Source organism: Humibacter antri (assembly GCF_054777235.1).
Genome location: NZ_BAAHAW010000021.1, coordinates 280,980 through 307,140, shown reverse-complemented (window position 1 = coordinate 307,140; position 26,161 = coordinate 280,980). Strand labels below are relative to the sequence as shown.

The window sequence follows — 26,161 nt, the reverse complement described above, 5'->3', positions numbered from 1 at the left end:
CGACGCCACAGTGCACTCGGAGGCAAACCACCCATCAGCCGCCTGCAACCAACCTGATGGCCGGGTACAGCTAGGCGGTCGGACCGGCGGATCGTGCGTTGTCCGGCGCACCTTGTGATGGACGTGCCGGACTTCGCTCACCTCAGCCCGCGAAGTTGTTGCGCGGGCTGGGGTTCAATGAGCGGCCAGCCAGGCCACGGGGACGTGACGCGATGCGGTCGGCCACCGACACGATCGCGACCGCTGCAGGGTCATCCGGGTGGGCGACCACGATGGGCTCTCCGGTATCGCCGCCCTGTCGGAGGGCGACGCTGAGCGGAACGCATGCCAGAAGCGGAACCTCGCCCTCCGTCGCCTGGGAGAGACGTGCGGCGGCCGCAGCCCCGCCTCCCGAACCGAACAGCTCGAGCACCGTGCCGTCGGGCTGGGGGAGTCCTGCCATGTTCTCGATCACGCCGAACACGTGCTGGCCCGTCTGTCTGGCGACGACGCCGCTGCGCACCGCGACGTCGGCGGCGGCCGGTTGCGGCGTCGTCACGACGATCACGTCGGCACCGGGCAGAAGCTGTCCCACCGAGATGGCGACGTCGCCGGTACCGGGCGGCAGATCGAGCAGCAGAACGTCGAGGTCGCCGAAGTACACGTCGGTGAGAAACTGCGAGATCGTGCGGTGAAGCATCGGACCGCGCCACGCCACGGCGGTCGACGCTCCCTGGCCTCGGGCCGGGTCGAGGAACATGCCGATGGAGATGGTCTTCACGCCGTAGGCCACCGGCGGCAGGATCATGTCGTCGACCCGGGTGGGCTGCAGTGTGATGCCGTCGTGGACGAGACCGAGGATGCCCGGAATCGAGAACCCGTACACGTCGGCATCCACGAGACCCACGCGAAGACCACGCTCGGCCAGCGCCACAGCAAGGTTCGCCGTGATGGTCGACTTGCCGACCCCGCCCTTGCCGCTCGTCACCGCATACACACGGGTCAGCGAGTCCGCCGTGAACGGGTTGACGCGGCCACGGGATCCGCGCAGCCGCTCGGTGAGCACCGCGCGCTCGGCCGGCGTCATGACGGACAGCGTCAGGTCGACCGAGGTCACACCGGGGGCGGTGGTGACCGCCTTGCGCACGTCGCGTTCGATCGTGTCGGCGGCCGGGCATCCGACGATCGTCAGCTTGATGCCGACGGATGCCCGCCCGACGGCATCCACGAACACCTCGCCGACCATGCCCAGCTCGGTGATCGGCCGGCGGATCTCCGGATCGATGACGCGCGCCAGAGCCGAACGCACGCCATCGGCGGCGTCATCCACGCGTGGGCTCATCGCGCGTCGCACGGCGGGACACGGGAACACGGGAGGCTTCGGCATCCGTCCGCTCGTCCGCCGACTCGCCGGTCTCATCGCGCACGCGCTCATCGCGGTCGCGCTCGAGTTCTTCCAGCAGGGAGCGCAACTCGGCACGGATGAAGTCCTTCGACGCCATGTCTTTCACGGCCAACCGCAGCGCGACCACCTCGCGGGCGAGGTATTCCGTGTCGGCGAGGTTGCGTTCGGCACGTTGCCTGTCCTGCTCGATCTGCACCCTGTCGCGGTCATCCTGTCGGTTCTGCGCCAGCAGGATGAGCGGTGCGGCATACGACGCCTGGAGCGAGAGCATGAGCGTCAGAAGGGTGAAATTGGTCACCGACGGGTCGAACTGCAGCGAGCGAGGCATGGCGATGTTCCAGACCAGCCAGACCGTCACGAAGATGGTCATGCCGATCAGAAAGGCCGAGGTGCCCATCGCCCGCGCGAACGCCTCGGAGAAGCGGCCGAACGAGTCGCGACCGCCTGTTCCACTCCGGCGCAGCATCGGGGTCCGCAGGCCCAGCGGGGCATCCAATCGTGCGACGGTCTTGTCAGCGCGTGCCATCACTCACCCTCTTTCCCGTGCTGTTACGTGGGCGGACGTTCGCCGCCGAATGCCTTGCGGGCAGCTCGGCGTCTTCGTCGTGACTTCGCCAATCGTCGGGCAACAGGAAGTCGAGGATGTCGTCAATGGTCACCACCCCGACGAGTCGGTAGTTGTCGTCGACGACGGGCACCGAGACCAGGTTGTAGCTGGCCAGGATGCGCGAGACCTCGGCCGCAGACGTGTTCGCCGTGACGGGGTCCAGGGTCTGGTCGATGATCGTGCCGAGCCGCTCGTGCGGGGGGTAGCGAAGCATCCGCTGGAAGTGGACGAGGCCGAGGAAGCGCCCGGTCGGCGGCTCGTAAGGCGGCAGCGTGATGCAGACGGCCGCGCCGAGTGCCGGGGCGAGTTCCTGCTTGCGGATGAGCGCGAGCCCTTCTGCGACCGTGGCATCGGCGGAGAGGATGATCGGCTCGGTCGTCATGAGACCGCCCGCGGTGTCCGGCTCGTAGCTCAGAAGCATGCGAACGTCATCTGCCTCTTCGGGCTCCATCAGGCCGAGCAGGTGCTCGCCACGGTCGCTCGGCAGCAGCCCGACGAGGTCGGCAGCGTCGTCCGGTTGCATCTGATCGAGCACGTCGGCGGCGCGATCGTCGTCGAGGCTGGACAGTATCTCGATCTGGTCGCTCTCCGGCATCTCCTCGAGCACGTCGGCGAGGCGGTCGTCGGGCAGTTCGCCCGCCACCTCGAGCCGGCGCTGTTCGGGCAGGTCGAGGAGGGTGTTGGCCAGGTCGGCAGGCTTCAACTCGGAGTAGGTGGCGATCAGCTGCTCGGCGGACTGCGGTTCGCCCTTCGCCGGCCGCTCCCGCACATCGCTCCAGGTGACGAAGGCCGTCGCGCCCTTCGCGAACGGCGACGCGCTCGTCTTCGGACGGCGCACGAAGAGCTGCGAGATCGACCACTCGGCAGGCGCGGACTGCTCGATGGCGACGTCTTCGATCGTGGCCGGGCCGGAGCCGTCACTGAAGTCGACGGTGCGTCCGAGGATCTCCGCGATCACCCGCACCTCACCGCCGCGCTGCTCGAAACGGCGCACATTGATGAGCCCGGTCGTGATGATCTGGCCGGCACCGATGCTGGTGACGCGGCCGATGGAGACGAACACGCGCCGTTTGCCGGGGATCTCGACGACGAGACCCACGACGCGTGGCGGATCGCTCTTGCGGTAGACCACGAGCACGTCGCGTACCTTGCCCACGCGGTCACCCGCTGGGTCGAAGACTGTGCACCCGGCGAGCCGGGCCACGAAGACGCGTGCTGCACTCACATGTAAACCTTAAGGGTTATGCCCTCGGCGGCCCTGTCGCGGAGCATGAAACAATGGCCGCATGAGCAGCCAGGGCCCGCTGGGCGGGCGTCAGCGCGGAGCATCGCCGACCGTGCCGCGAGGCGAGGTGGTCGCGACTTTCGAGTCGTACCCGGAGGCGCAGGGCGCCGTGGACGTACTGGCGAGGTCGGACTTCCCGGTCGCGCAGGTGTCCATCGTGGGCAGCGACCTGAAGACTGTCGAACGGGTCACCGGCAAGCTCACGTGGGGCAGAGTCGCCGCGGCCGGTGCGGCGTCCGGTGTATGGCTGGGCATCTTCCTCGGGCTGCTGCTGTTCATCTTCAGTCCGGCCACGAGCTTCGGCGTGCTGCTGGCGGCGCTGCTGCTGGGCGCCGGGTTCGGCATATTGTTCGGCCTCGTGTCGTATGCGATAACGCGTCGCCGCCGTGACTACACGTCGCTGACGCAGGTGCTGGCGACGAGCTACTCGATCATCGTTGATCCCGAGCTGGCGAACCGGGCACGAAACCTGCTCGGTCCGGAGGGCATCGGCAGTGGCTCAGCACCGGCCGGGCACGACGCCGGACCGACGTTCGCGCCGCCGGGCGAGCATCCGTCCGATCCGCCTCCGGCGCAGCCTGCGACACCTTCCGCCCAACCGGACCACGGCCAAGGTTCGAGCGGTGATGTGTCGCAGGACGGCGAGCCGCCGCGGTACGGAGAGCGTTCCGGTGAGCCGCCGCGGTACGGAGAACGCACAGGGGAGCCCCCACGGTACGGGGAGCGAGCGGGGGAGCCGCCCCAGGACGATCAGCGCTGACGCGCGCTGCGCCGGAGAAGGCACGATCGGCCGCACGATTTCGGGCGCACCCTCCGGCAGACCCTGCGTTTGCCGGCAGACCGTGCGACCGACTGGAAAACGGGCTGCCGTAGCCACGTGACGTGGATGGGCCCACCGCAGTCGGCGACGTGGATGGGCCTACCGCAGTCGGCGACGTGGATGGGCCTACCGCAACCGGGCGATCCAGGCTTCGACGTCGTCCGCAGTACGAGGGATGGTGATCGAGAGGTTCTCGGCTCCGGACTCGGTGACGAGGATGTCGTCTTCGATGCGGACGCCGATGCCGCGGAACTGAACTGGAACCGTGAGGTCGTCCGGCTGGAAGTACAGGCCCGGCTCGATCGTGAACGTCATGCCGGCGCGCACCTCGCCGTCGATATAGAAGTCGCGGCGGGCCTGTGCGCAGTCGTGCACGTCCAGTCCGAGGTGGTGGCTCGTGCCGTGCACCATGTAGCGGCGGTGCTGCTGCTGGTCGGCCTGCAGCGCCTCTTCGGCGGTGACGGGCAGCATGCCCCACTCGGCGACGTGACGGGCGATCACCTCCATCGCAGTTGCATGCACATCGCGAAAGCGGATGCCCGGACGCACGATGTTCAGCGCGGCATCCGCTGCCTCTCGTACCGCCTCGTACACCAGCCGTTGCGTCGGCGTGAACGTGCCGCTCACGGGCAGGGTGCGCGTGATGTCGGCGGTGAAAAGGCTGTCGACCTCGACGCCCGCGTCGATGAGCACCAGACCGCCGGGGCGCACGGGCCCGTTGTTGCGCGTCCAGTGCAGGATGCAGGCATGTGGGCCCGCCGCGGCGATCGTGTCGTAGCCGACGGCGTTGCCGTCAAGCCGCGCCCTCGCGTTGAACACACCCTCGATGACGCGTTCGCCACGCTCGTGCTCGGCGATGCGGGGGAGTTCCCGCACGATGTCGTCGAAACCGGCGGCGGTAGCCGCGACCGCCGCGCGCAGTTCCGCGATCTCCCAACCGTTCTTCGTGAGGCGCAGCTCGGAAAGGTCGCGCGCCAGCTCGTCATCCGCATCTTCGGCGGACGCGTCGCCGTTATGATCGTCCGCTCGCACAAGGCGCAGATCATCGACATCTGTCGTGAGCTCGGGATCCGCCTCCCGCACGATCAGCGTCGCGTCGTCGCCGTCGTCGAGCAACTCCCGCAGCTCGGCGATGGGCCGGGTGGGCAGCGCGAGGTCGCCGGCCACCTGTGCAAGCGAAGGACGAGGACCGATCCAGAACTCCCCGATCTCGGGGTTGGCGTAGAACTCGTCCGAATCGCGCCCGGCGCGTTCGCGGAAGAACAGGGTCGCGACGTGACCGTTCTCGGCGGGCTCGAGAACGAGCACGCTGCCGGGCTCGGCATCCGATCCCCACCCTGTCAGCTGCGTGAACGCGGAGTGCGCGCGGAAGGGGTAGTCCGTATCGTTCGAGCGCTGCTTCAGCCGCCCGGCCGGAACGATGAGGCGCGCGCTCGGGTGCCTGCGGGAGATCGCCTGCCGATGCGCGGCGGCAGAGGCCACGGCATCCCGAGGCCCCGGAACCGTCTCGTCGCGATCCGCCCACCCTGCGCCGATGTACTCGGCGAAGGCGGATGACGCCGGCGTGGTCGAGCGGTTCTGCGTCGCGCGCGGCGTCGGTGCATCCGTCGTCGAGGCTGCGACCGACCCTGTGGTCGCAGCCGTTTCGGTCGAGGAAGTGGCGGTGTCGGACATGGGGTTCATTCTCTCGCGTGCACCCGAGTGCGCCCTGTCTTTCCGGATGCCCGCACCTGCCGGGTCGATGGACGCTGTCGCAATACGATGGTGGGATGGCCGACGACCCATGGGAATTCAGGGCCCCGATCGATCTGCACACGCACTCCAGCGTCTCGGACGGCACCGAGTCGCCAGACGAACTGGTGCGGGCCGCCGCCGGCGCGGGGCTCGGCACCGTAGCGCTCACCGACCACGACTCGACCGCGGGGTGGGCGGATGCCGCCCGGGTGGCATCCGAAGTCGGCGTCACGTTCATTCCCGGCATAGAGCTCTCCACGCGCTATGGATGGAAGAGCGTGCACATGCTCGCCTACCTCTTCGACCCGGCCGATGAGCCGTTGACGGCCGAGCTGGAACGCATTCGAGCGGGGCGCAGGAGCCGCGCCGAGACGATGGTCGCGCGGTTGGCCTTGGACTACGACCTGAGCTGGGACGATGTGCTCGCGCACACAGCACCCGGTGCGACCGTCGGCCGGCCGCACATCGCGGACGCACTGGTCTCCAGGGGCGTCGTGCCCGACCGATCGGCGGCCTTCGCGACGCTGCTGCATCCGCGCGGCGGCTACTACGAGCCGATCTACGCGCCCACTCCACTCGACGGGGTGCGGTTGATCCGAGGTGCCGGTGGGGTTCCCGTGCTGGCGCACCCTGCCACCAGGGGCCGCGACGGGATCATTCAGGACTTCTATCTGCAGCGACTCATCGACGCGGGGCTCGCCGGGTTCGAACTCGACCACAGGGAGAACACCGAAGATGGCAAGCTCGCGCTTCGCGGCCTCGCAGACCGTCATGGCCTCGTGCTCACAGGGTCCAGCGACTACCACGGTGCGGGCAAGCCGAACCGGCTGGGAGAGCACACCACGACGCCCGAGGCGCTGGGGCGCATACTCGCCGAGTCGGCGTATCTGACTCGCACCGTCTGATCGCAGGCGCTCGCGCGTCGAATGTCGGATGACGAATGCGCAGAAAAGTGATCATTCTGATTTAAACGTTTCATTTTCGGGCCGGCTCGTGTAGATAGGTGAGGAGCAATTCTCACGATCGTCATAGGAACCACCGAACTCGACAAGGAATCGCCATGCGTCTGCACCGCCGCACCAACGCACTGGGAGTCTTCACAGCCGCACTGCTCGCGATCGCCGCGGTTGCGCCGACCTCCGCCGCGAGCGCAGCCGGTACTGCCGACGACGCGGGCACGAGCACTGCCCTCGCATCGATCGATTCGTTCGCCCCGCCTGGCACCACAGACGTGATCGAGGATGCATCCGTGTCGGCGTCGTCCTCGTACGAGATGCCGACCGAGGGGTGGGCCGCCGCGAAGCTCGTCGACGGTGTGCTGTCGGCGCCGGGCGCACCCGACGGATGGAGCACCAGCCCCTATGACAAGGTCGCCGATTCCGCCACCCCCGCACGGGTCGACGTCACCGCGAACACCAACGTGGCGATCAGTCGCGTGGTGCTGTTCCCGCGCAGCGATGGGTCTTACGGAGCATCCTTCCCGGCTGCCTACACCCTTCAACTCCTCGACGACTCCGGCACTCCTGTGTTCAGTAGGGCGCTGACCCAGACGAGCGCTCCCACTGCGCCCGTTGTGATCGATCCGCCCACCCCGGTCACCGCTCGAACGGTTCGCCTCGACGTCGAACAACGCGGCGGTCCGCCGGGCGGAGACGGATATCTTGTACAGCTCTCCGAGCTGGCGGCATTCGGCACACCTGGCGTGACGCTCTCGATCGACAAGCCGGCGCTTCTGCTGAAGACGGGTGGTGTCGACCACCTGCCGTTCCACGCCAGCTCGGCGACCGGCCAGGTGCCGGTGCAGTGGTCGTCGTCGAACTCGGCTGTCGCGACCGTCGATCAGGCCGGCATGGTCACCGGCGTCGCACCCGGTACGAGCACGATCACGCTCGCCGCGACCGGCATCGATCGCACTGTGAGTATTCCGGTGACAGTGAAGGACACGATCGAGCGCCCCGGTGACAAGTTCCTGATCACCGCCTTCTGGCCAGTGACGGAGCAGTACGTCAACGACCAACAAGTGGCAAACCTGGCCGACGGCGGTATCGACTACCTGCAGACGGTTCCGACGAGTGACCTGACGGCCAAGAGCACGCAACTCGCGTTGGCTGCGCTGGCTGCCAAGCACGGCATCCAGATCGGTGTCGCCGACGACCGGTCCTCGAACCTCGCCACGATGACGGACGACCAGATCACGGCGATGGCGAACGACTACACCGATGTGCCAGGCGTTGGCGGGTTCTATGTGGACGACGAACCCTCGAACGCCGCCGATTTTGCTCGCGCGTACAAGGACATCAAGGCCGCCGCACCCGACTATTACGCGCACCTGAACTTTCTGCCGAGCGGCTCATACGGCTCGGACCAAGCGGCGGCGGCGGCGATGCAGAGCTGGGTCGATCTGGTGGGCAACGGCGACTACCTCATGTACGACCGTTATCCGTTCGGTTGGACTGCGAACAGCCTTGATTACCAGGGCTTCCTCGGCAACATGGATGCTGTGCGGCAGGTGGGTCTGCGCACCGGGGCCAAGACGGCCACCTACCTGCAATCGGTCGGGGTCGTGAACAACTATCGCCGCACGAACGCGACCGAGATCCGCTACGAGGCGAACATGGCGATGGCGTACGGGTACAAGCAGCTCTCGTACTTCACCTGGTGGACGCCGACGAACCGTGGCGAGAACTTCACGCAGGCGATCATGAGTCCGACCGGTGAGAAGACCGACCTCTACCAACCGGTGCAGGAGTTGAACTCCGAGATCCATGCGCTCGGCCCGACACTGATGAAGCTCGACGCCGAGGAGGTGTACCTGAACGGTCAGACCTGGGGTCGCCCCGCCGTTCCGTCGGACTTCTTCGTGCACGCACCGGCGGGTGACGATCTCACACTGTCGTATCTGCGCGATCGCGAGACCGGGCGCAACTATCTGATGGTGGTGAACAATGATTTCACCAAGCCGATCAACACGACTCTCGGCTTCGACAAAGCGATCGACTCGCTGCAGACGGTCAGCAGGAAGACGGGCAAGCCGGAGCCGGTGGCGTTCTCAGGCGGAGACCTGGCACTGCACCTCGACGAGGGTGAATCGGTGCTCTACGAGCTGCCTGCAGGATACGACTACGACAAGCGACCGACGCCCGACGACGTCAACCTCGCCGCCGGTGCGTTCGCGACCACGGATGCAGTCGATTCAGCGGCGGGGTGGTCCGCCGCCCAGGCGACGGACGGCGTGCGGTTCGGAGCTACCGAGACCAACGGATGGGCGACACCCGCCACCGATTCGTCGGCGCAGGCGCACCTCACCGTCGACCTCGGGAGGGCTGAGTCGGTTGACCGCGTCGACCTGTATCCCGCCGGAAACCTGCTCGACTACGGCGCATCCTTCCCTCGCGATTACCGCATCGAGGTCTCCAGTGACGGCAAGACGTACACGACGGTCGCCGAGAAGACGGGGCAGGGACGGGCATCCGGTGCCTCGACGCTGTCGTTCTCGACGGTGACGGCACGATACGTGCGCGTGCAGGTGCTGGCGATGAACGAAACGGGCGACGGATACCGGGCCGGCCTCGCAGAGATCGAGGTCTACAACGACGACGGCAAGACGGCTGCGCCCCCGAAGCCCCCTTCGATACCGTTGCCCCTCGCGTACTCGGCCGGAGACGATGTCGCGCTCGGCAGAACGGTGGTGGTGTCATCGACCACGCCGAGCAGCTTCGAGCAGTGGGGCTGGGCTCCGAAGTTCCTCGTGGACGGCAAGACCGATAACGGCTGGACGAGCGACGTCGGGCGGCACTCCTCTCCGGATGCCACCGAATGGGCGGCTGTCGCTCTCGGCGCACCGTTCGATGTGAACGACATCAAGCTGTACGCGATCGGCGCCTTCGCCGTCGACTACCGAGTGCAGCTGTCAGCAGACGGTAGTGACTGGACGACCGTGGCGTCCGTCACCGGCGACGATGGCAGCACTGCAGCGCCGCGGGACTTCGTGCTCGACACCCCCGTGTCGGCATCATTCGTTCGCGTCATCAGCAGCAAGCTGCGCAGCGGCGGCAATTCCAGAGACGGCACTCTCATGCAGCTCGCGGACCTGCAGGTGTTCGGTGCGCCAACCGCCGATCACACGGCGCTCCGCGACCTCATCGCGGCGGCGAAAGCCCTGCCGGAGTCGCACTACACGTTGGACAGCTGGAGACCGTTCCCCGCCGCACTTGCCACAGCGCAGCGCTCCGACGACGCGCCATTCCCCTTCCAGTACCAGCTCGATGCGGCGGCCTCAGCGTTGAAAGGAGCGATCGCGTCGCTGGTGACGTATCCCGATTGGAAGGCCACGACGGTCTATCGAGCAGGGGAACGGGTCATCTACGAGGATCGCGTCTTCGTTGCGCAGTGGTACACCAGGAACCAGGTTCCCGGCGCCTCCCCGTGGAGCGCATGGTCAGAGGTCGGCGAGCCCGTCACCACGTCGCAAGGTCGAGTTGCGCGCTGGACAGACTCGTGGATCTACGGCGACGGTGACCTCGTGGCCTTCAACGGGCATCTCTGGCGCGCCAGATGGTGGAGCCGTGATGACAAGCCTGGTACTCGAGGCGGACCCTGGCAGGATCTCGGAGCGTACTGACCGCGGCGGGGCGGCGGGTCAAGCGCCCGCCGCCCCGCGGATCAGTCCTCGCTGCAGCGAAAGGGCTACCTACTGCGCGGCGGGGGCGCCGCCGGAGGGTCGGCGACGACGGCGACGACGGCCCGGTGCCGCATTGCCGTCGTGATGCTGATGACCTTGACCGTCGTGCGTACCGGTGGCGACCTTCTCGCCGGCGACCTGGGCATCCGCGCCAACGGCGGTCTGCGTGCCCGAGCTGTTCTTCGTGCGGCGGCGGTTGCGCGACCGGCCCTCGGAACCGGATGTCTGAACCTCAGCACCACCGTCGGCCTGGCCGCGCGGGCGGTCGCCCTTCGGCGCAGGCGTGGGCTTGAGTCGACCCTTGACGTTCTCCGGGATTCCGAGGTCGCTGAACAGGTGCGGCGAGGACGAATAGGTCTCCGTCGGCTCCGGCTGACCGAAGTCCAGCGCCCGGTTGATGAGCGCCCACTTGTGCAGGTCGTCCCAATCGACGAAGGTGACCGCCGTGCCCTGTCTGCCGGCGCGACCCGTTCGGCCGACGCGGTGCAGATAGGCCTTTTCATCCTCAGGGATCGTGTGGTTGATCACGTGCGTGACGTCGATCACGTCGATGCCGCGCGCGGCGACATCCGTGGCGATCAGCACATCTCGCTTGCCTGCACGGAACGCGTTCATCGCGCGCTCGCGTTGTTCCTGACTGAGGTCGCCGTGCACGGCGGCCGCGTTGAATCCGCGGTCGGCAAGTTCTTCGACGAGCTTGGCCGCCGCGCGCTTCGTGCGTGTGAAGATCACGGTCTTGCCGCGGCCGTCCGCCTGCAGGATGCGCGAGATGACCTCGTCTTTGTCCAGCGCGTGCGCACGGTAGATGAGGTGCTTGATGTTCGCCTGCGTGAGGCCCTCGTCGGGATCGGATGCCCTGATGTGGATCGGGCGTGTCATGAACCGGCGAGCCAGCGCCACGATCGGCGCAGGCATGGTGGCCGAGAAGAGCATCGTGTGCCGGGTGGCGGGGGTGAGAGAGAAGAGTCGCTCGACGTCGGGCAAGAAGCCGAGGTCGAGCATCCGGTCCGCTTCATCGAGCACCATCTCGCGCACGTGCGAGAGGTCGAGCAGGTGCTGGCCGGCAAGATCGAGTAGGCGGCCGGGCGTGCCGACGACGATCTGCGCACCCGCCTTGATCTGCTCGATCTGACCCTCGTACGCCTTGCCGCCGTAGATCGACGCAATCGTCGTGGAGCGGCCCGATGTCGCCAGTTCGAGGTCTTCGGCGACCTGGATGGCGAGTTCTCGCGTGGGCGCCACGATGAGTGCCTGCACGCCGGGAGCAGGGTCCAGCCCGAGGCGCTGGATGAGCGGGAGCCCGAAGCCGAACGTCTTACCGGTGCCGGTCTTGGCCTGGCCGATGATGTCTTGGCCGGAGAGCGCCAGCGGAATGGTCTGCTGCTGAATGGGGAAGGGTTCGGTGATGCCTTGTGCAGCGAGTGCCTGCACCATGTCGGCATCGATGTTCAGATCGGAGAACGTCACGTGTTGTCTGCCTGTCGAAGGTGATGAGGCGGATCGAGGTCGATCCGCGTGGCCGCGCCCGAACGGTTGATCATGTCTTCGAGGGCACGGTGGCCGTCGATCCTGCGCCGACGGCCAGACCAGTCTACCGGCGATTGAGGGGCTGGGCCGTGAGCTCGCTCACGGCCCAGCCCCGATTGAGTCGGTCGAGCGCGAAGCGCTCGCAGCGCGGTTGAGGGGTTCGGCCGCGCAGCACGAACCCCGGCGACTGACCGGCTGGGCCGTGAGCGGCTCTCGCGGCGCTGCGCGCGATCGCCTCTAAGCTTGGGTTTCGTGACACCCTGGTTCGCCCGGAGGACGGCGCCCGTCGACGCGCCGAAGTTGAAGCCGCGACGCGAACAGGCATCCGGAACACGGGTGGACCTGCACGAGATCGCCCCCGACCTGCTGCCCTTTCTCGGACAGGTCGCCTATCTGCAGCTGCAGGCCTTCGAGACGCTCTCCGGCGTCGTGCAGAAGGTGCCGTCGCTGACGAGCAAAGAGACCATCTCGCTCACGGCGGGCGCCGCGCTCAGCAAGCACCAAGCCGTGGTGGCTGAGATCCGCAGGCACGAAGCAGAGCCCGCAGACGTGATGGCGCCATTCGCGCGAGCGATCGACGGGTTCCAGGCGATCACGATCGGCCGCGACTGGCAGGAGACGCTGCTCGCGGTGTACGTGACCGACGGCCTGCTCAGCGACTTCTTCATGCGCTTGGCTCGAGGACTTCCAGGCGATGTAGGACCGCGGGCGGCGAGCCTGCTCGGCGCGCAGAGCAGCACGGAGCAGCTGGCGGGCATCCTGGAGCTGGAGATCCAGGCGGATGCGACGCTCGGCTCGCGGCTGGCGATGTGGGGCAGGAGGCTCGTCGGCGACACCCTGCTCGTCGCCCGGTCGGCGTTGAAGCTCTCGGGCAATCAACGTTCAGACGAGGAACGCACCGAACCGGTGTTCACCGAGGTCATCGGAGCCCACACCAGGCGAATGGACGCGCTGGGGCTCACCGCCTGAAGGCCACCGCTCCAGGAATCGAGCCATCACTCCAGGAAGAGGTCGCTGAGGCGCTTCTGAGAGTCGGGGCCGAGTCCGAGACCTTCTGTGAAGTAGCCCTCGATGGTGCCGAACCGCAAGCGCAACTCGTCGAAGGCCGCCTGCAGGTATTCGGGCCTGACCTCGAGGATGGGCTTCAACAGTTCCGGATCGCCGCCACGCTCGGCGAAGGAGTCGAGCATCGGTTGCAGGGCATGACGCAGGTAGGTGTTGCTGAGCAGGTAGTCCTTCATGACCGACTCGCCCGGGACACCGAGCAGGGTCAGGAGCGCCGCGGTCGCCCAGCCGGTACGGTCCTTGCCCGTCGTGCAGTGGTAGAGCGCGGGCAGCGTGGACGGTTCGGAAAGGTCGCGGAACAGCGTGCGGTAAGAGGCGAGCGCGCTCGGCAGCGATACCAGTCCGCGGTAGATCTGGTCGAAGATCGTGCCCATGTCGGTCTTCGCCAGCAGTGTGCTCGCCTCGTCGGGGTGGGCGAACACCTCGGGGATGCGCGCCGCTGCTGACCCCGGGGAGTCCGCCAAAACGTCGAGATCCAGGTCTCTCGCGCCGGGCGGGAGCCGATCGGGCTCCGCCTTGCGTTCGGCGGGCGTGCGGAGGTCGAACACCGTGCGGAGGCGGAGGTAGGCCAGGAGTTCGAGGTCGGAGGCGGTCGCGTGGCCGAGCGCGGTGGAACGGTAGACGAGGCCGAGACGCACGCTCCTGCCGTCCGTGGTCGCGTAGCCGCCGATATCCCTCAGATTCGGGATGCCCTGGGTGCGCAACTCGGCGCCGGGCACGGAATCAGCGATCTGATCCGGCTCGTCAGACGCCTCCGACTCGCTCATCTCAGGTCCCTGCCGAAGGCACGCCCGCTCGGGTCAAGTGGTGCAGGCGGCGTTCGTCGCCCCTGGTTCGCAGTGCCCCCAGCAGCAGATCGACGCCGACCGTGAGCACGGCGGTCGCGACGATGGTGATCCACCAGATCCAGCCGCCGTTCCATTTGAGGCCCGCCCAGGTGAGCGCCACCCAGATTGCCGCGGCGAGCCCTGCGCCGAACGCCGGCACGAGCACGCTGCCATGCGCGTGGCGGTAGGGGAGTGCGTAGCGGGCGATCAGGCCGATGATGGCGCCGCCCAGCGTGATGAACAGAAGCTCCATTGCAGGGTAGAGACTACGCGACGAAGCCGACCCGGCGGGATTCCTCGCTGCCGATCTGCACGTAGCCGATTCCGGCGGTCGGCACGATGAAGAGGCTGCCGTGCTCGTCGCGGAGTTCGAGCGTGCCGGCGTCGCTGCCGAGCGCCGCACTGACGGCCGCCTCGACCTCTGCGGCCGATTGGGTCGACTCGAAGCTGAGCTCACGGGGGGCGTTGACGATGCCGATGCGAATATCCACTTCAGGTGCCTTCCGACTTGAGTTCGCGGGTGTCAGTCACACTACGGCAGCCGCGCGACCCGTTCTGTGCAGTTCACTGTCGGCAGAACGAACACCCGGCGGATGCCGGCAGCTAGGACTTCGCCCCGGCCAACGGTGTCGGGGCATCGTTGTCGGCGGTGTCTCATACCGTAAGGGGCGTGATGCACCAGAACCCGATCGTCGCGAGCGCCACCGACCTCGACGCGTCGCAGCGGGGGGTGCTCGGAATCGATGTTCGGGCATCCGCCGTCGTCATCGGGGCCCCCGGCACAGGCAAGACGACGACGCTCGTCGAACTGCTGGCCGACCGGGTGCATCGCTGCGGATTCGACCCCGAGTCGGTGCTCGCCCTGACCTTCGATCGCCTGAGTGCGACACGTCTGCGCGACCGACTGGGCCTGCGGATCGGCCAGGCGGTCAACGGACCTCTTGCACGTACCGTGTCCTCGCTCGCGTTCGGCATCGTGACGCAGGCGGCGATCCGCGCAGGAACAGAGCCACCGACCCTGCTCACCGGGGCGGAGCAGGACGCCGACGTCGCGACCCTGTTGGCGGGGCACATGGAAGATGCCGAGGTATCGGCGCCGCATGCGGCGGCGAGCCCGCGGTGGCCCGACCACCTGGGCGAGACGGTGCGCGGGTTGCGCTCGTTCCGCACCGAGCTGCGCGAGCTGATGGCCCGGGCGACCGAGCGCGGCGTGACGCCGCAACGGATGCGCGAACTCGGCCGAACGCGCGGGCATGCGGAGTGGATCGCTGCGGCCGACTTCATCGACGACTATCTCGCATCCATCTCCCAGGCACGCCCCGACCAGCTCGACTCGGCCGAGCTGGCACGTTTCGCCGTCGCCGCATTGGAGCGCGGAGAGGTCAGCGACGCTGTCGCGCGGCTGAAGCTCGTAGCCGTCGACGACCTGCAGGAGGCGACGGAGCTGGGGCTGGCGTTGATCGAGGCCCTTCGCTCGCGTGGTGTGACTGTGGTGGCGTTCGGCGATCCGGATGCCTCTACGAGCGTCTTCCGCGGCGGCTCGGCCGACGTGGTCGGTCGCTTCGCTCTCGGGATGCCCGTCCGCCTTCTACGTGTCGCGCACCGGCAGCCGCCCGTCTTGCGCGAGCTCACACAAAGGGTGACCGAGCGTGTGGGCACGGCAGGAGTCGTCGGCCACCGGGGCGCGCTTCCGGCTCGGATCGCCGACGAATCGCTCGACCCGCTGCTCACCATCGAGGCGCCGACGCCCGCGCGAGAGTGGGCCGCCATGGCACGCGTGCTGCGGGAGCGGCATCTCATGAACGACGTGCCCTGGTCTCGGCTGGCCGTCGTGGTGCGCTCCGGCGCACTGATCGATGGCGTGGCTCGAGCCCTCGCCGTGGCCGAGGTGCCGGTGCGAACGACGAGTGCGTCAACCGCCCTGCGTGACGACTCGGCGGCCAGGGCGCTGCTCGACATCGTCGATCGTGGAATCGGCCGCTCGCCGCTCGACATCGCTGGCGCGACGGCCATGCTGCTCGGCCCGTTCGGGCGCCTGGACCGGCTGGCCGTGCGACGGTTGCGGGTCGCCCTGCGAACGGAGGAGGTGGCATCGGGCGGGATACGGCCCGCCGACGATCTCCTTGTCGAGGCCCTCGCCGCACCCGGCCGCCTTGCCACCATCGACCACCGCATCGCCCGCGACGCCGACCGGCTGGCACGCACCCTGGATGCTGTGCGGGAGGCATCCGTCGCCGGAGCGGGGATCGAAGAGCTGCTGTGGACGGTCTGGGAACGCACCGGACGCGGGGAGCAATGGCGGCAGGCGGCATCGGGATCGGGTGTTGCGGCATCCGAGGCGAATCGAAATCTCGACGGCGTGGTGGCGCTGTTCACCGCGGCCAAACGCTTCGGTGAGCGTGAGCCGGATTCGCCGCCGTCGGTGTTCCTCTCTCGCGTACTCGACGCCGATGTGCCAGAAGACACGCTCTCACCGACCCGTATCGCCGAGTCGGTTCTCGTGGCGACGCCGTCCGGCGTCGTCGGGCAGGAATTCGACGTCGTGATCGTCGCCGGCCTGCAGGAGGGCGTCTGGCCCGATCTGCGCGTGCGCGGAACTCTGCTGAACACCGACGCGTTGGTCAGGGCGGCAGCGGAGGAACCGGATGTGGTGCTCGACGCGCGCAAACAGGTGGCCGCCGACGAGCTGCGCATGTTCGCAGTCGCCGTGTCGCGAGCCAGCAGGCAGGTCGTACTCGCAGCCGCATCCGACGACGACGAGTCCCCGAGCGTGCTGTTCGGCCTGGCACCGCTGGGAACGCCGGGGGTGGATGTCTCGGCTCCTGCTCTTACCCTTCGCGGGCTCACGGGGAGGCTGCGCAGAGAACTCACCCGCGGCGAGGCGACGAGCGCCGCGCGCAGCGAAGCGGCGTCAGCGCTGGCCGCGCTGGCCTCATCGGGTGTGACGGGCGCCGACCCGGCGCAGTGGCAGGGGATGCTCGAACCGTCGACCAGCGCGCCGCTGTTCGATGATGCCGAGGTCATTCCGATCGCGCCATCGCGCATCGAGGCGATCGAGGAGTCGCCGCTGGACTGGTTTCTCGACCACATCGCCGGATCGAGCACGAGCACCTCGATGGGCATTGGAACCATCGTGCACTGGGCGATGGAGACGGCGGACGATCCGGCGATCGATGCGCTTTTCGCGGCGGTGGAGTCGCGCTGGAACGAGCTCGTGTTCGAAGCGCCGTGGATCTCTGCACGCGAGAAGCGCGCCGCACGGCGACTCGTGCAGGGGGTCGCTGAGTATCTCGCGGATGCTGCGCGTTCCGGAACGCGACTCGTGGCGGCCGAGACCGGGTTCAGCCTCGATGTCGGCCGTGCCCAGGTGCACGGCAAGATCGACCGGGTCGAGGTCGACCCGTCGGGAGGGATCACGATCGTCGACCTGAAGACCGGCAAGCCGGAGACGAGCGCGGCGAAGCTGGCTGAGATGCCGCAGCTCGGCGTCTACCAGCTCGCCTACGCCTCCGGGCAGCTCGACGAGCTGTGCGAGCCGTTCGCACCGCATCGCGGCGCCGGGGCGAAGCTGCTCTTCGTGCGCGACGGCGTGCGGGCGAAGTCCTATCGGGAAGGCGCGCAGTCGGCTCTAGACGAGGACGGGCTGGAGGCTTTCCGGGAGCGCATCCGCCAGGCCGCGCAGGCGATCGCGGTGGCCGAGTTCGAGGGCAAGGCCGAGCTCGATGAACACCGTCCGGGATTCGCGGTGCGCCGCCTTCACCGGGTGGGGGCGATCTGCGGTGAATGAGAAGGACGTGGTGAAGGAGGTCGGTGACGGGCCCGGCCGAGTGGCGGAGATCGTGCGTGCGGATGCCATCGCCGACGCTCTCGGCACCCACCGCCCCACCGATCAGCAGCGAGCGGTGATCGAGTCTCCGCTCACTCCGGCGCTCGTCGTGGCGGGCGCAGGGAGCGGCAAGACGGAGACCATGGCGTTCCGGGTGCTTTGGCTGCTCGCCAATCGCCTGGTGGATCCCGGCAGAGTGCTCGGCCTGACGTTCACCCGCAAGGCAGCGGGAGAGTTGCGTGAACGCATCCGTGACCGCATTGCGCGGTTGGCCGGCGCCGGACTCATCGACGAGCCCGACGAGTTCGATCCGCCCGTGGTCGCCACCTACAACTCGTTGGCGAACACCATCTACCGCGACAACGCGCTGCTGCTCGGGCGGGAGGGCGATGGAACCGTGCTGGGGGAGGCATCCGCCTGGCAGCTCGCGCGAAGCGTCGTGATCTCCAGCGGTGACCCGCGGCTGCACGACCTCGACCAGTCCGTCGACCAGGTCACGCGCGCCGTGTTGCAGCTCGCCCACGCGGTGGCCGAGAATACGGCCGATCCGGTTGCCGTGGCGGCGATGGCACGAGAATTCGTGCGTCTCGAGGAGCTGCCGAACGGCGGACCCGGCTCCTACTTGAAAGAGGTTGTGGAACCGGTGCGCGCCGTCGGGCACCTGCCGCTCCTGCTCGATCTGGCGCGGGCATTCGACGCGCAGAAGCTGCGCCGCGGGCTCGTCGAGTACTCCGATCAGGTGGCGTTCGCGCTGCAGATCGTCGAGCGGTCGGCCGACGTGGCACGGGGCATCCGCGAACGACACGAGGTGGTGCTTCTCGACGAGTACCAGGACACGTCCGTCGTGCAGACTCGGCTCCTGGCTGCGCTGTTCGCAGGCCGACCGGTGATGGCCGTCGGCGATCCTCATCAGTCGATCTACGGCTGGCGCGGAGCGAGCGCGTCGAACCTCGACCAGTTCGCGGAGACCTTCGGCACCAGCGGCGAGGCGGCCAGGGAGGGCTCAACGGACCGCGACAGGGGAGGCACGCATGAGCCGCGCACCGAAGGCGTTCGTCGCTACGGGCTCAGCACGAGCTGGCGGAACGGCACTCGGATCCTCGATGCGGCCAACCGCCTGGTCGAGCCCCTCACGGCCCGGTCCAGAGTCGCTGTCGATGTACTCACGCCGTCGCCGGCGGCGAGCACCAGGGACATCGAAACCGTGTTCGTCGAGACGGTTGCCGATGAGGCGGATGCAGCCGCCGCTTGGCTGAAAGAGCGGCTCGCATATTCCGTGCTGGATGTCGATGATCGGCCGGTCTTCGACGCGCAAGGACGTCGCGCGGTGCCGAGCGCCGCGATGCTGTTCCGCTCGCGCGGAACGCAGTCCGCGTTCACGGCCGCCCTGCGCGAGCACGGTGTGAAATACCACGTGCTGGGCGTCGGCGGACTCCTCGCCGAGCCGGAGATCGCAGACCTGGTCAGCGCCCTGAGGGTGGTGGACGATCCGACCGCCGGGTCCGAGTTGGTGCGACTGCTTTCCGGTGGACGGTGGCGCATCGGCGTGCGCGACCTTCGCGGGCTGCGGGATGCGGCGCGCTGGCTCGCCGAGCACGACTACAAGCAGCAGCGGCTGGATGCCGACGTACGGGCATCGATGCGAGCCAGCGTGATCGACAGCGAGCAGGCATCCGTCGTCGACGCACTCGACGCGCTCGTTCACGCGCCCGACGGGCACCGCATGCTGCAGGGCATCTCCGATGCCGGGCTGGCCAGGATGCGCGACGCCGGCCGCCTGTTCGCTCGCCTCAGGGCACGCAGCGGGCTCGACCTGCTCGATTTCGTCACACTGGTCGAGCAAGAGTTCCGCCTCGACATCGAACTGGCGGCCAACGAGTTCCGCACCGGCGGTCGCGGGGCGATGGATGCCTTCTTCGATGCCCTCGCCGACTACCTGGCAGTCAGCGAGACGGCGGGTCTGCCCGGGTTCCTCGGCTGGCTGCGTGAGGCCGAGCAACGCGACTCGCTCGCACCCAGGTCGGAGAAGCCCGAGCCGGGGTGCGTGCAGATCCTCACAGTGCACGGGTCGAAAGGACTCGAGTGGGACCACGTCGTCGTACCGCGACTGGTCGAGGAGGAACTGCCCGCGAAACCGAACGAGGGCACGGGCGCGTGGCTCGGATTCGGGCGACTGCCGTGGGAGTTTCGCGGTGATGCGGACGAATTGCCGTCTTTCGACTGGCGCGAGGCGACCACGCGCAAGGAAGTGAAGGAGGCCAGGCAGCGATTCAAAGACGAGGTCGGTGAACACTACGAACGCGAGGAGCGGCGGCTCGCCTACGTGGCCGTCACGCGCGCCAGGCACTCCCTTCTGCTGACCGGGTCGTTCTGGTCGACGCAGAAGCAGCCGCGACGCCCGAGCCGCTACCTGAGCGAACTGGCCGACACGGGCATCGTCGCTGCGCTGCCGGAGGCTTCCGTGCACGACGAGAACCCGCTGGGCGAGGGCGCCGAGCCCATCAGGTGGCCGGTCGATCCGCTCGGCGGTCGCAGGGCCACGGTCGAGCGCGCTGCCGAACTGGTGCGCAGCGCGGACCCGAGCAGGCCGGGTCGCTGGACCCACGACGTGGAGCTGCTGCTGCGGGAGCGCGACCGGATGCTGCGGGCATCCGGCGTCGTCACGGTGCCGACGCGTGTGCCGGCATCCCGCTTCAAGGACTACATCGACACTCCGGGTGAGGTGGCGCAGGGGCTTCGTCGACCGATGCCGGACCGGCCGTATCGTGCGACACGCTTGGGCACACTGTTCCACGCGTGGGTGGAGCGCCGTGCCGGCGTCGCGGGTGGGACGGAGGTGATCGATGCGTTCGCTGCGGAGCTCGACGAGGAGCCGCTGACGCCGGGCCGGGCCGATGGCGATGGCGATGGTGATGGGCCGGAACTCGACGCCGACAGATCCGCCGACCAGCTGGAGCGGGAACGGCTGGCCGCGCTGCAGCGCACATTCGAGCGTTCGCCGTGGGCTGATCGGCAACCGGTGGAGGTCGAGCGCGAGATCCATCTGCCTTTCGACGGCCACCTCGTGATCTGCAAGATCGACGCGGTCTATGAGAGTGACGGACGCTACGAGATCGTGGACTGGAAGACCGGCAAACCGCCGAAGGATGATGCCGACCTCGCGAGCAAGCAGCTTCAGCTTGCGCTATATCGCCTGGCGTTCTCGCAATGGCGTGGCATCGATCCAGGCCTGGTCGATGCGGCGTTCTACTACGTCTCCGACGACCGGGTCGTTCGGCCGACGGAGCTCGTGGATGAGCACGAACTGCTCCGGCTCTGGCGGGCAAGCACGGGCGCGGAAGGGAGCGGCTTCGCCGCGGCGTGACGGCCGTTGACGGTTGAACAGCTCCCGAAAGGATCGGCCGTTGCGTAGTGCGCGTCGTGCGGCGAAGCCACAATGGCCGTCGAATCGACGCTGGATTAGGCATCCTGTCCGCAATGCAGCTTGTCTGCAATCTTGTGCGGCGGAACAACGGCCAGGGCACCTGCGCGGCCGTCGCCGTCGCCTGGTCATCTCGGTCTCCTGTCCGTGCGGCAGTCCCGTTATCGATGGCCGAGGGTCAAGCGGCGGGCCAGGCCATGTGGTGGCACACCATGTCGAACCCGTTGCGAAGGTAGCTGCGGTGCGCGGCATGGCGGGTGTAGCCGGTATCGAGGTGCAGCTCGTCGCATCCGCGTCGTCGCGTTTCGTCTTGCAGGTATCGGAGCAACGCCGTGCCGAGACCGGTTCCCACGTGATCGGATCGAGCAATGAGGTCGTCGAGGTAGAGGATGCGACCCCACGCCATTGTGGTCATCTCGCGGTAGCCTGCGGCAGCGACGACCACGCCTTCGTCGTCTTGGACGTATGCGATCTCGTATCCGGCTCGGGCCTGCACCTGCCATCGGTCGAGGAACGACTCCTCGTCAAGGTGAGGACGTAGCTCGGCGAATACGGGGAAACAGGTTCGCGCCTGAGCTATCGTGCGGGCGATCTTGATCGTCGGACCGGGCATTGAATCATTATGCTGCCGCTCCACTGATGACCTGCAGGACACATCCCGGAGGGGGTTTCGCAAACCGGATGACTTTCGGCCCCTCACTGCGCCAGCCTCGCGGTGAGGGATTCGCCCGCGGGCGAATCAGTCGGGCGCACCGCATCGGCACAGGACCTCCAGGTCGTGCACCGCTCCTGTGCCTCCCTGCGGTTCACACTTCGACGCGGTAGCCGAGCGCAAGATCGGCCGCGTTCTGGCCGCGGATGCCCCAGTTGGCCTTCGGCGTCTCGTAGAGCGTGATCTCGACGCTCTGTTGGCCGATGCCGACCTTCGTCTCGATGCGGGCGAACAGCTCGGCGATGAGAGCCCTCTTGGCTGCTTCCGAGCGGCCTTCGAACATCGATATCTCGATGATCGTGTCGTTCGGCCCTCGATCGTCGGGATAGACGAAGTCATCACCGTCGAGTGCGATGAACCGTTGGAACTTCTTCTCGGGCGGGTATTCGAGGGCGACCATGATCGATTCGTGGATCGCCTCGGACAGGGCGGAACGATGCTTGGTGAGCGATTCACGCACACCATAGACGACTACCTGGGCCACGAGCTCAGCGTATCCGGCCGGTCTACGGGTGCTCGCGCGCTGCGGGATCCCGAACACGACGACCAGGACGACCACCGAGAAGAACGCGCTCCGACCGCCCCCGGCGAACGGCAAGATGGTGGCGCGGGGGACCGCATTTGCGGGCGCCCTGGCAACCGCAGGTTTGCGCGGTCGGTATCGAGTTCTCGGCTACCGTCGGGTCCAAGCCGACAGTCCAAGCCGACAGAGGAGGGCGGACGATGGGCGAGGTGGATGCTTCGGCTTCCCGATCTTCGTTCGCCCGGTACTGGACGGCGGCCACGGTCAGTTCGTTCGGCTCGGCGGTCACCGCGGTGGCGATGCCGGTGTTGGTGGTGCAGTTGCTGCACGCGACACCGTTCGAGGTCGGTGTGGTGAACGCGTCGCAGTTCGTGCCGTACGCGTTGCTCGGGCTTGCTGCCGGGGTGTACACGGACCGTTGGCGGCGCAAGCCCATCCTGGTGTGGGCCAGCGTGGGGCGGGCGCTCTCACTGGGGTCCGTCCCCCTCCTGTGGCTATCCGGTGTGCTGCAGGTCTGGATGCTGGTCGCCGCTTTGCTGACGTTCGGTGCGTTCTCGGTGTTCGGGTTCGCAGCGACGCAGTCGCTGCTCCCACGTCTGGTGCCGCGCGCACGACTTTGGCAAGCCAATGCCCGGCTCGACCAGACGGACGCCGCAGCCCAGACTCTCGGTCCGGCGCTTGGCGGCGGACTCGTGGGCCTGCTCGGCGCCCCGGTGGCGATCGTCGTCGACGCGGTCAGCTACCTCGTCGACGCAGTGCTGAATGCCGGCATCCGGATCGATGAGCCGCGGTCTGCTGCCCGTGCGGCGAACTTCGTCGCCGAGATACGGGAGGGTTTGAAGTGGACGTACCGGCACCGCACGCTCGGCCCTTTGACGGTGTCCACGCATATCTGGTTCATCGCCAACGGTGCAGCGATGACGGTGCTCTCGCTCCTGGCGCTGAGGACGTTGGGATTCTCCGCCTTCACGTTCGGGCTGCTGCTCACGGTGTTCGGCGTCACCAGTCTGATCGGCGCGTCCCTCGCACCGCGGGTCGGTGCCCGACTCGGAGCAGGACGAGTGATCGTCGTCGCACGCATGATCTACCCGATCGCATGGATACTCGTGGCGGTTGCTCCTCCGAGCGTGGTCGGCGGAGTGCTCCTGTTCGTCGGACTCGCGCTCCAAGGGCTTGCCATGGGCGTGGAGAACTCTCCGGAGCAGGTCCTGTGGCAGACGCTCACCCCCGACGAGCTGCTCGGCCGAACCAACGCCACCCGACGCTCGGGGAATCGCACGCTCGCAGCCCTCGGTGCCGTCTCAGGAGGCTTCGTCGCCGGGCTCGTCGGCGATCGGTTCACCCTCCTCGGGGTGATCGTCGTCTTCGCTTTCGCCGCGCTCACGGCGATACTGTCACCGCTGCGCGAAGCACCCCAGAACTGTTAGCCGGGACGGCGGAGCACCAGACCGTCCGAGCTCAGTCGTCGTCGCGTTCGAACTCGTCGTCTGTGGGCGGACGGTCCTCTGCGACAGGGGGGAGACCCTGCGAGGCGGTGCCGGCGTCGCGATCGAGCGGCGTGGCATCCAGCAGTGCCTCCACATCGGTGACGGCCATGATCGGTCCGGTGTGCGGAGCGAGCGGGTCGACGTCGTCGTCGTGCACCCGCTCCACGAGGCTGTCGAGCATCGTCACGGCATCGTCCACGATGAGCTGGTCGTGCAACTCGCGGCCGTGCATCAACCATCGTGCCAGTTCGAGTTCGGCGTAGAGCGTCGCCCGGAAGAGGAGGTTACGGTCGGATGCCGCCCCGCGTGCCAGCGAGTACGCCTCGATCGCGCTCTCCGCGGCATCCGCGTTCATGCCGAGCACCCAGTGCAGGTCGCGTGCCGGGTCGCCCACGCGCAGTGCGGACCAGCCGATGAGGCCGACCACCGATTCCTCGCGCACGATGAAGGAGTCGATCGTCAGGGCCCCGTTGATCACGGTCGGCTGGAACCGCCAGAGCTCCTCGTCGTCGACCGCTTCTCTCCAGCGCTTCGACAGCGCGGCGGGCACCAGCCCGGTGGCATCGGCCGCGGCGATGAGTGCCTTCGTCGCGGCGAGGCACTCGGCAGCCGTCAGTGCCGGCAGTCCCGCCTGGCTCACGAAAGACGTCGGCAGCGTATGGATGGCGGCGATCGCCCGGCCGATCGAGGCGGCGAGGCCGTCTCCGGGCTGCACGTTCTCGAGTGCCACCTTGCTGCCGGGCAGGAATGTGTAGACGACCGCGCGAGTACCGCCTATCGGGGTCTGACCGACGTATTCGGGTACGTCGAAAGGCAAGCGCGCACGCACCCCAGGCGTGAGCGAGTGCAAAGCGACGAGGTCTGCGCTCTGCTCGGTCTCGGCGTCCTGCGAAGCCGGCACCCGGATGATCAGCTCCGTGCCGTCGCGGCTGGTGAGCAGCGCTGACTCGAAATCGCCGTGCAGATCGTAGCTGTAGCTGCGGGTGCCGGCGATGTCCAGGTCGGGCACGGCCGACGTGGCCAGCGCAGCTAGAGTGAGGTGGGATCTGGCCATACCGACAAGGTTAGGCTCCCGCCAGCGCACCGAGGCAGTGCGCCACGCGCTGCGGGCCAGGCCGGTGGGCCAGCCCATGTCGCCCAGGCCCGGCTGCCCAGATCCGGTTGCTCCGATGCAGCCGGAGAGGCCCAGTCGCCCAGACTGGATCACTCAGACTCGATCACGCAGACTCGTTCACGCAGAACCCACTCACCCCCCAGAACCCACTCACCCAGAACCAGCCGTTCCGAGGAGATCCGCCCATGCCCCGCCCGCTCGGTCCGCTCCCGTTGGCGCGATCCGCTGTCGACCGCGATGCCGTGAGTCGTACCCGTGAGTCGCTCTTCGACGAGTTGCTCGCCGAAGAGTCCACCAAGGTGCTCCCGCTCTGGAACGGCAGGGTGCTGACGACGGACGTCGAGGAGGGGTCCCGTCTCACACTCTTCCGCGCCGACGAGGTGACGTCGGCGCTCACGCGCGTCTATCTCGGCCGCACGCTGGAGGGCGGTCCCGACGAGCCCGCCGGGACCCCGGTGATCCTCTCCGTTCTGGCGGATGCCGCTGCCCGTGAACTGCAGGCGGATGAGAGCGCGTGGCGGGGCCTGCGCGAGCTCTCCACAACCCTCTGCGACCGTGATGCCGGTCTCGTCACGGAGTCCGTCGCGGTGGCGAACTGGCACGCATCCCACACCCATTGCCCGCGTTGTGGCACACCGACCGTCGTGGAGCACGGCGGGTGGATGCGCCGCTGCTTCGTCGACAACAACGAGATCTTCCCGCGCACCGACCCCGCCGTGATCATGAGGGTTCTCGACGACGATGATCGCCTCTTGCTCGGCTCGAACGCGCTGTGGGAGAACAACCGCTGGTCGCTGCTTGCCGGATTCGTGGAGGCGGGGGAGTCGTTCGAAGACGCGGTCGTGCGCGAGGTCGCAGAGGAGTCGGGAGTGCTCGTCACCGACCCGCAGTACCTCGGGTCTCAGCCGTGGCCTTTCCCGGCATCCGTGATGATCGGCATGGAGGCCCGCGCGGTCGCCGGCCACACCGAGCCTCGTCCCGACGGCGAGGAGATCCTCGCGCTGCGCTGGTTCAGCCGTGACGACATCTGGCGGCAGCGCGACGACATCCTTCTGCCCGGTGGTTCGTCGATCGCACACGCGATCGTGCGCGACTGGTACGGAGGGCCGCTGGATCGGCCGCCTGCGGAGGTTGCGTGACCGACTTCG

19 protein-coding genes are annotated in these 26,161 nt (G+C 67.8%); 8 read left to right on the top strand and 11 right to left on the bottom strand.

Going from position 1 to position 26,161, the window contains the following annotated elements; genetic code table 11:
- Nucleotides 1-142: 142 nt before the first annotated feature.
- From ACYVDK_RS10550 to ACYVDK_RS10540, 3 genes are read right to left on the bottom strand one after another with little or no spacing between them, the layout of a single operon-like run.
- Entirely contained in the window at nucleotides 143-1,321 is a 1,179-nt protein-coding gene (locus ACYVDK_RS10550) for a P-loop NTPase (RefSeq protein WP_460521421.1), read from the bottom strand.
- Entirely contained in the window at nucleotides 1,302-1,910 is a 609-nt protein-coding gene (locus ACYVDK_RS10545; RefSeq protein ID WP_460521420.1) for a DUF1003 domain-containing protein, read from the bottom strand. The genes ACYVDK_RS10550 and ACYVDK_RS10545 overlap by 20 nt, the downstream gene beginning before the upstream one ends.
- A complete protein-coding gene (locus ACYVDK_RS10540; protein ID WP_460521418.1) occupies nucleotides 1,897-3,216 on the bottom strand; it encodes a magnesium transporter MgtE N-terminal domain-containing protein in 1,320 nt (439 codons plus the stop codon). Before ACYVDK_RS10540 ends, ACYVDK_RS10545 begins: the two co-directional genes overlap by 14 nt.
- A 61-nt stretch (nucleotides 3,217-3,277) precedes the next feature.
- On the opposite strand from ACYVDK_RS10540, the gene ACYVDK_RS10535 reads away from it, so the two are divergent.
- Nucleotides 3,278-4,036, top strand: coding sequence for a YflT domain-containing protein (locus ACYVDK_RS10535; RefSeq protein WP_460521416.1), 759 nt, complete (start codon nucleotides 3,278-3,280; stop codon nucleotides 4,034-4,036).
- Between the two features lie 186 nt (nucleotides 4,037-4,222).
- Here the strand turns inward: ACYVDK_RS10535 and ACYVDK_RS10530 are convergent, their stop codons facing one another.
- Entirely contained in the window at nucleotides 4,223-5,770 is a 1,548-nt protein-coding gene (locus ACYVDK_RS10530) for an aminopeptidase P family protein (RefSeq protein ID WP_460521414.1), read from the bottom strand.
- A gap of 95 nt (nucleotides 5,771-5,865) precedes the next feature.
- Between ACYVDK_RS10530 and ACYVDK_RS10525 the strand changes: the two genes are divergently transcribed.
- Nucleotides 5,866-6,735 (top strand): PHP domain-containing protein, encoded by an 870-nt coding sequence (locus tag ACYVDK_RS10525; protein WP_460521412.1) that lies wholly within the window; start codon nucleotides 5,866-5,868, stop codon nucleotides 6,733-6,735.
- A 155-nt stretch (nucleotides 6,736-6,890) separates the two neighbouring features.
- Nucleotides 6,891-10,451: a discoidin domain-containing protein gene (locus ACYVDK_RS10520; protein ID WP_460521410.1), complete on the top strand. Its 3,561-nt coding sequence runs from the start codon at nucleotides 6,891-6,893 to the stop codon at nucleotides 10,449-10,451.
- A 69-nt stretch (nucleotides 10,452-10,520) separates the two neighbouring features.
- Here ACYVDK_RS10520 and ACYVDK_RS10515 read toward each other — a convergent pair whose 3' ends face one another.
- Nucleotides 10,521-11,978 (bottom strand): DEAD/DEAH box helicase, encoded by a 1,458-nt coding sequence (locus ACYVDK_RS10515; protein ID WP_460521408.1) that lies wholly within the window; start codon nucleotides 11,976-11,978, stop codon nucleotides 10,521-10,523.
- Between the two features lie 312 nt (nucleotides 11,979-12,290).
- On the opposite strand from ACYVDK_RS10515, the gene ACYVDK_RS10510 reads away from it, so the two are divergent.
- Nucleotides 12,291-13,007, top strand: coding sequence for a ferritin-like fold-containing protein (locus ACYVDK_RS10510; RefSeq protein ID WP_460521407.1), 717 nt, complete (start codon nucleotides 12,291-12,293; stop codon nucleotides 13,005-13,007).
- Nucleotides 13,008-13,033: 26 nt separating this feature from the next.
- Here the strand turns inward: ACYVDK_RS10510 and ACYVDK_RS10505 are convergent, their stop codons facing one another.
- From ACYVDK_RS10505 to ACYVDK_RS10495, 3 genes are read right to left on the bottom strand one after another with little or no spacing between them, the layout of a single operon-like run.
- Nucleotides 13,034-13,870 carry a tyrosine-protein phosphatase gene (locus tag ACYVDK_RS10505; protein ID WP_460521405.1) on the bottom strand — a complete coding sequence of 279 codons (837 nt, stop codon included), beginning with the start codon at nucleotides 13,868-13,870 and terminating at the stop codon, nucleotides 13,034-13,036.
- 1 nt (nucleotide 13,871) lies between these two features.
- A complete protein-coding gene (locus ACYVDK_RS10500; RefSeq protein WP_460521403.1) occupies nucleotides 13,872-14,183 on the bottom strand; it encodes a hypothetical protein in 312 nt (103 codons plus the stop codon).
- 13 nt (nucleotides 14,184-14,196) lie between these two features.
- Nucleotides 14,197-14,421: a DUF3107 domain-containing protein gene (locus ACYVDK_RS10495; protein ID WP_460521401.1), complete on the bottom strand. Its 225-nt coding sequence runs from the start codon at nucleotides 14,419-14,421 to the stop codon at nucleotides 14,197-14,199.
- A gap of 182 nt (nucleotides 14,422-14,603) precedes the next feature.
- Between ACYVDK_RS10495 and ACYVDK_RS10490 the strand changes: the two genes are divergently transcribed.
- The gene (locus ACYVDK_RS10490) at nucleotides 14,604-17,717 is read left to right on the top strand and encodes a PD-(D/E)XK nuclease family protein (protein WP_460521442.1); all 3,114 of its coding nucleotides are present in this window, start codon (nucleotides 14,604-14,606) and stop codon (nucleotides 17,715-17,717) included.
- Nucleotides 17,710-21,120, top strand: coding sequence for an ATP-dependent helicase (locus tag ACYVDK_RS10485; RefSeq protein WP_460521399.1), 3,411 nt, complete (start codon nucleotides 17,710-17,712; stop codon nucleotides 21,118-21,120). Before ACYVDK_RS10490 ends, ACYVDK_RS10485 begins: the two co-directional genes overlap by 8 nt.
- Nucleotides 21,121-21,355: 235 nt before the next feature.
- Here the strand turns inward: ACYVDK_RS10485 and ACYVDK_RS10480 are convergent, their stop codons facing one another.
- Together ACYVDK_RS10480 and ACYVDK_RS10475 are read right to left on the bottom strand one after the other, a co-directional pair.
- On the bottom strand, nucleotides 21,356-21,790 hold the full coding sequence (locus tag ACYVDK_RS10480; RefSeq protein WP_460521397.1) for a GNAT family N-acetyltransferase: 435 nt from the start codon (nucleotides 21,788-21,790) through the stop codon (nucleotides 21,356-21,358).
- Nucleotides 21,791-21,983: 193 nt separating this feature from the next.
- Nucleotides 21,984-22,373: a tautomerase family protein gene (locus ACYVDK_RS10475; RefSeq protein WP_460521395.1), complete on the bottom strand. Its 390-nt coding sequence runs from the start codon at nucleotides 22,371-22,373 to the stop codon at nucleotides 21,984-21,986.
- A gap of 239 nt (nucleotides 22,374-22,612) precedes the next feature.
- On the opposite strand from ACYVDK_RS10475, the gene ACYVDK_RS10470 reads away from it, so the two are divergent.
- Nucleotides 22,613-23,839 carry an MFS transporter gene (locus ACYVDK_RS10470; RefSeq protein ID WP_460521393.1) on the top strand — a complete coding sequence of 409 codons (1,227 nt, stop codon included), beginning with the start codon at nucleotides 22,613-22,615 and terminating at the stop codon, nucleotides 23,837-23,839.
- Between the two features lie 31 nt (nucleotides 23,840-23,870).
- Here ACYVDK_RS10470 and ACYVDK_RS10465 read toward each other — a convergent pair whose 3' ends face one another.
- The gene (locus tag ACYVDK_RS10465; protein ID WP_460521391.1) at nucleotides 23,871-24,953 is read right to left on the bottom strand and encodes a phosphotransferase; all 1,083 of its coding nucleotides are present in this window, start codon (nucleotides 24,951-24,953) and stop codon (nucleotides 23,871-23,873) included.
- Nucleotides 24,954-25,198: 245 nt separating this feature from the next.
- Here ACYVDK_RS10465 and nudC point away from each other — a divergent pair, with 245 nt between their 5' ends.
- Complete coding sequence (gene nudC, locus ACYVDK_RS10460; RefSeq protein ID WP_460521389.1) at nucleotides 25,199-26,152, top strand: NAD(+) diphosphatase; 954 nt, start codon at nucleotides 25,199-25,201, stop codon at nucleotides 26,150-26,152.
- Nucleotides 26,153-26,161: the final 9 nt, after the last annotated feature.

Excerpts from the sequence above, each read along its gene's own strand:
- nudC (WP_460521389.1), top strand. The coding sequence starts at position 25,199 with ATGCCCCGCCCGCTCGGTCCGCTCCCGTTGGCGCGATCCGCTGTCGAC.
- ACYVDK_RS10535 (WP_460521416.1), top strand. The coding sequence starts at position 3,278 with ATGAGCAGCCAGGGCCCGCTGGGCGGGCGTCAGCGCGGAGCATCGCCG.
- ACYVDK_RS10465 (WP_460521391.1), bottom strand. The coding sequence starts at position 24,953 with ATGGCCAGATCCCACCTCACTCTAGCTGCGCTGGCCACGTCGGCCGTG.
- ACYVDK_RS10470 (WP_460521393.1), top strand. The coding sequence starts at position 22,613 with ATGGGCGAGGTGGATGCTTCGGCTTCCCGATCTTCGTTCGCCCGGTAC.
- ACYVDK_RS10545 (WP_460521420.1), bottom strand. The coding sequence starts at position 1,910 with ATGGCACGCGCTGACAAGACCGTCGCACGATTGGATGCCCCGCTGGGC.
- ACYVDK_RS10520 (WP_460521410.1), top strand. The coding sequence starts at position 6,891 with ATGCGTCTGCACCGCCGCACCAACGCACTGGGAGTCTTCACAGCCGCA.
- ACYVDK_RS10505 (WP_460521405.1), bottom strand. The coding sequence starts at position 13,870 with ATGAGCGAGTCGGAGGCGTCTGACGAGCCGGATCAGATCGCTGATTCC.
- ACYVDK_RS10550 (WP_460521421.1), bottom strand. The coding sequence starts at position 1,321 with ATGAGCCCACGCGTGGATGACGCCGCCGATGGCGTGCGTTCGGCTCTG.
- ACYVDK_RS10530 (WP_460521414.1), bottom strand. The coding sequence starts at position 5,770 with ATGTCCGACACCGCCACTTCCTCGACCGAAACGGCTGCGACCACAGGG.
- ACYVDK_RS10490 (WP_460521442.1), top strand. The coding sequence starts at position 14,604 with ATGCACCAGAACCCGATCGTCGCGAGCGCCACCGACCTCGACGCGTCG.
- ACYVDK_RS10500 (WP_460521403.1), bottom strand. The coding sequence starts at position 14,183 with ATGGAGCTTCTGTTCATCACGCTGGGCGGCGCCATCATCGGCCTGATC.
- ACYVDK_RS10480 (WP_460521397.1), bottom strand. The coding sequence starts at position 21,790 with ATGCCCGGTCCGACGATCAAGATCGCCCGCACGATAGCTCAGGCGCGA.
- ACYVDK_RS10525 (WP_460521412.1), top strand. The coding sequence starts at position 5,866 with ATGGCCGACGACCCATGGGAATTCAGGGCCCCGATCGATCTGCACACG.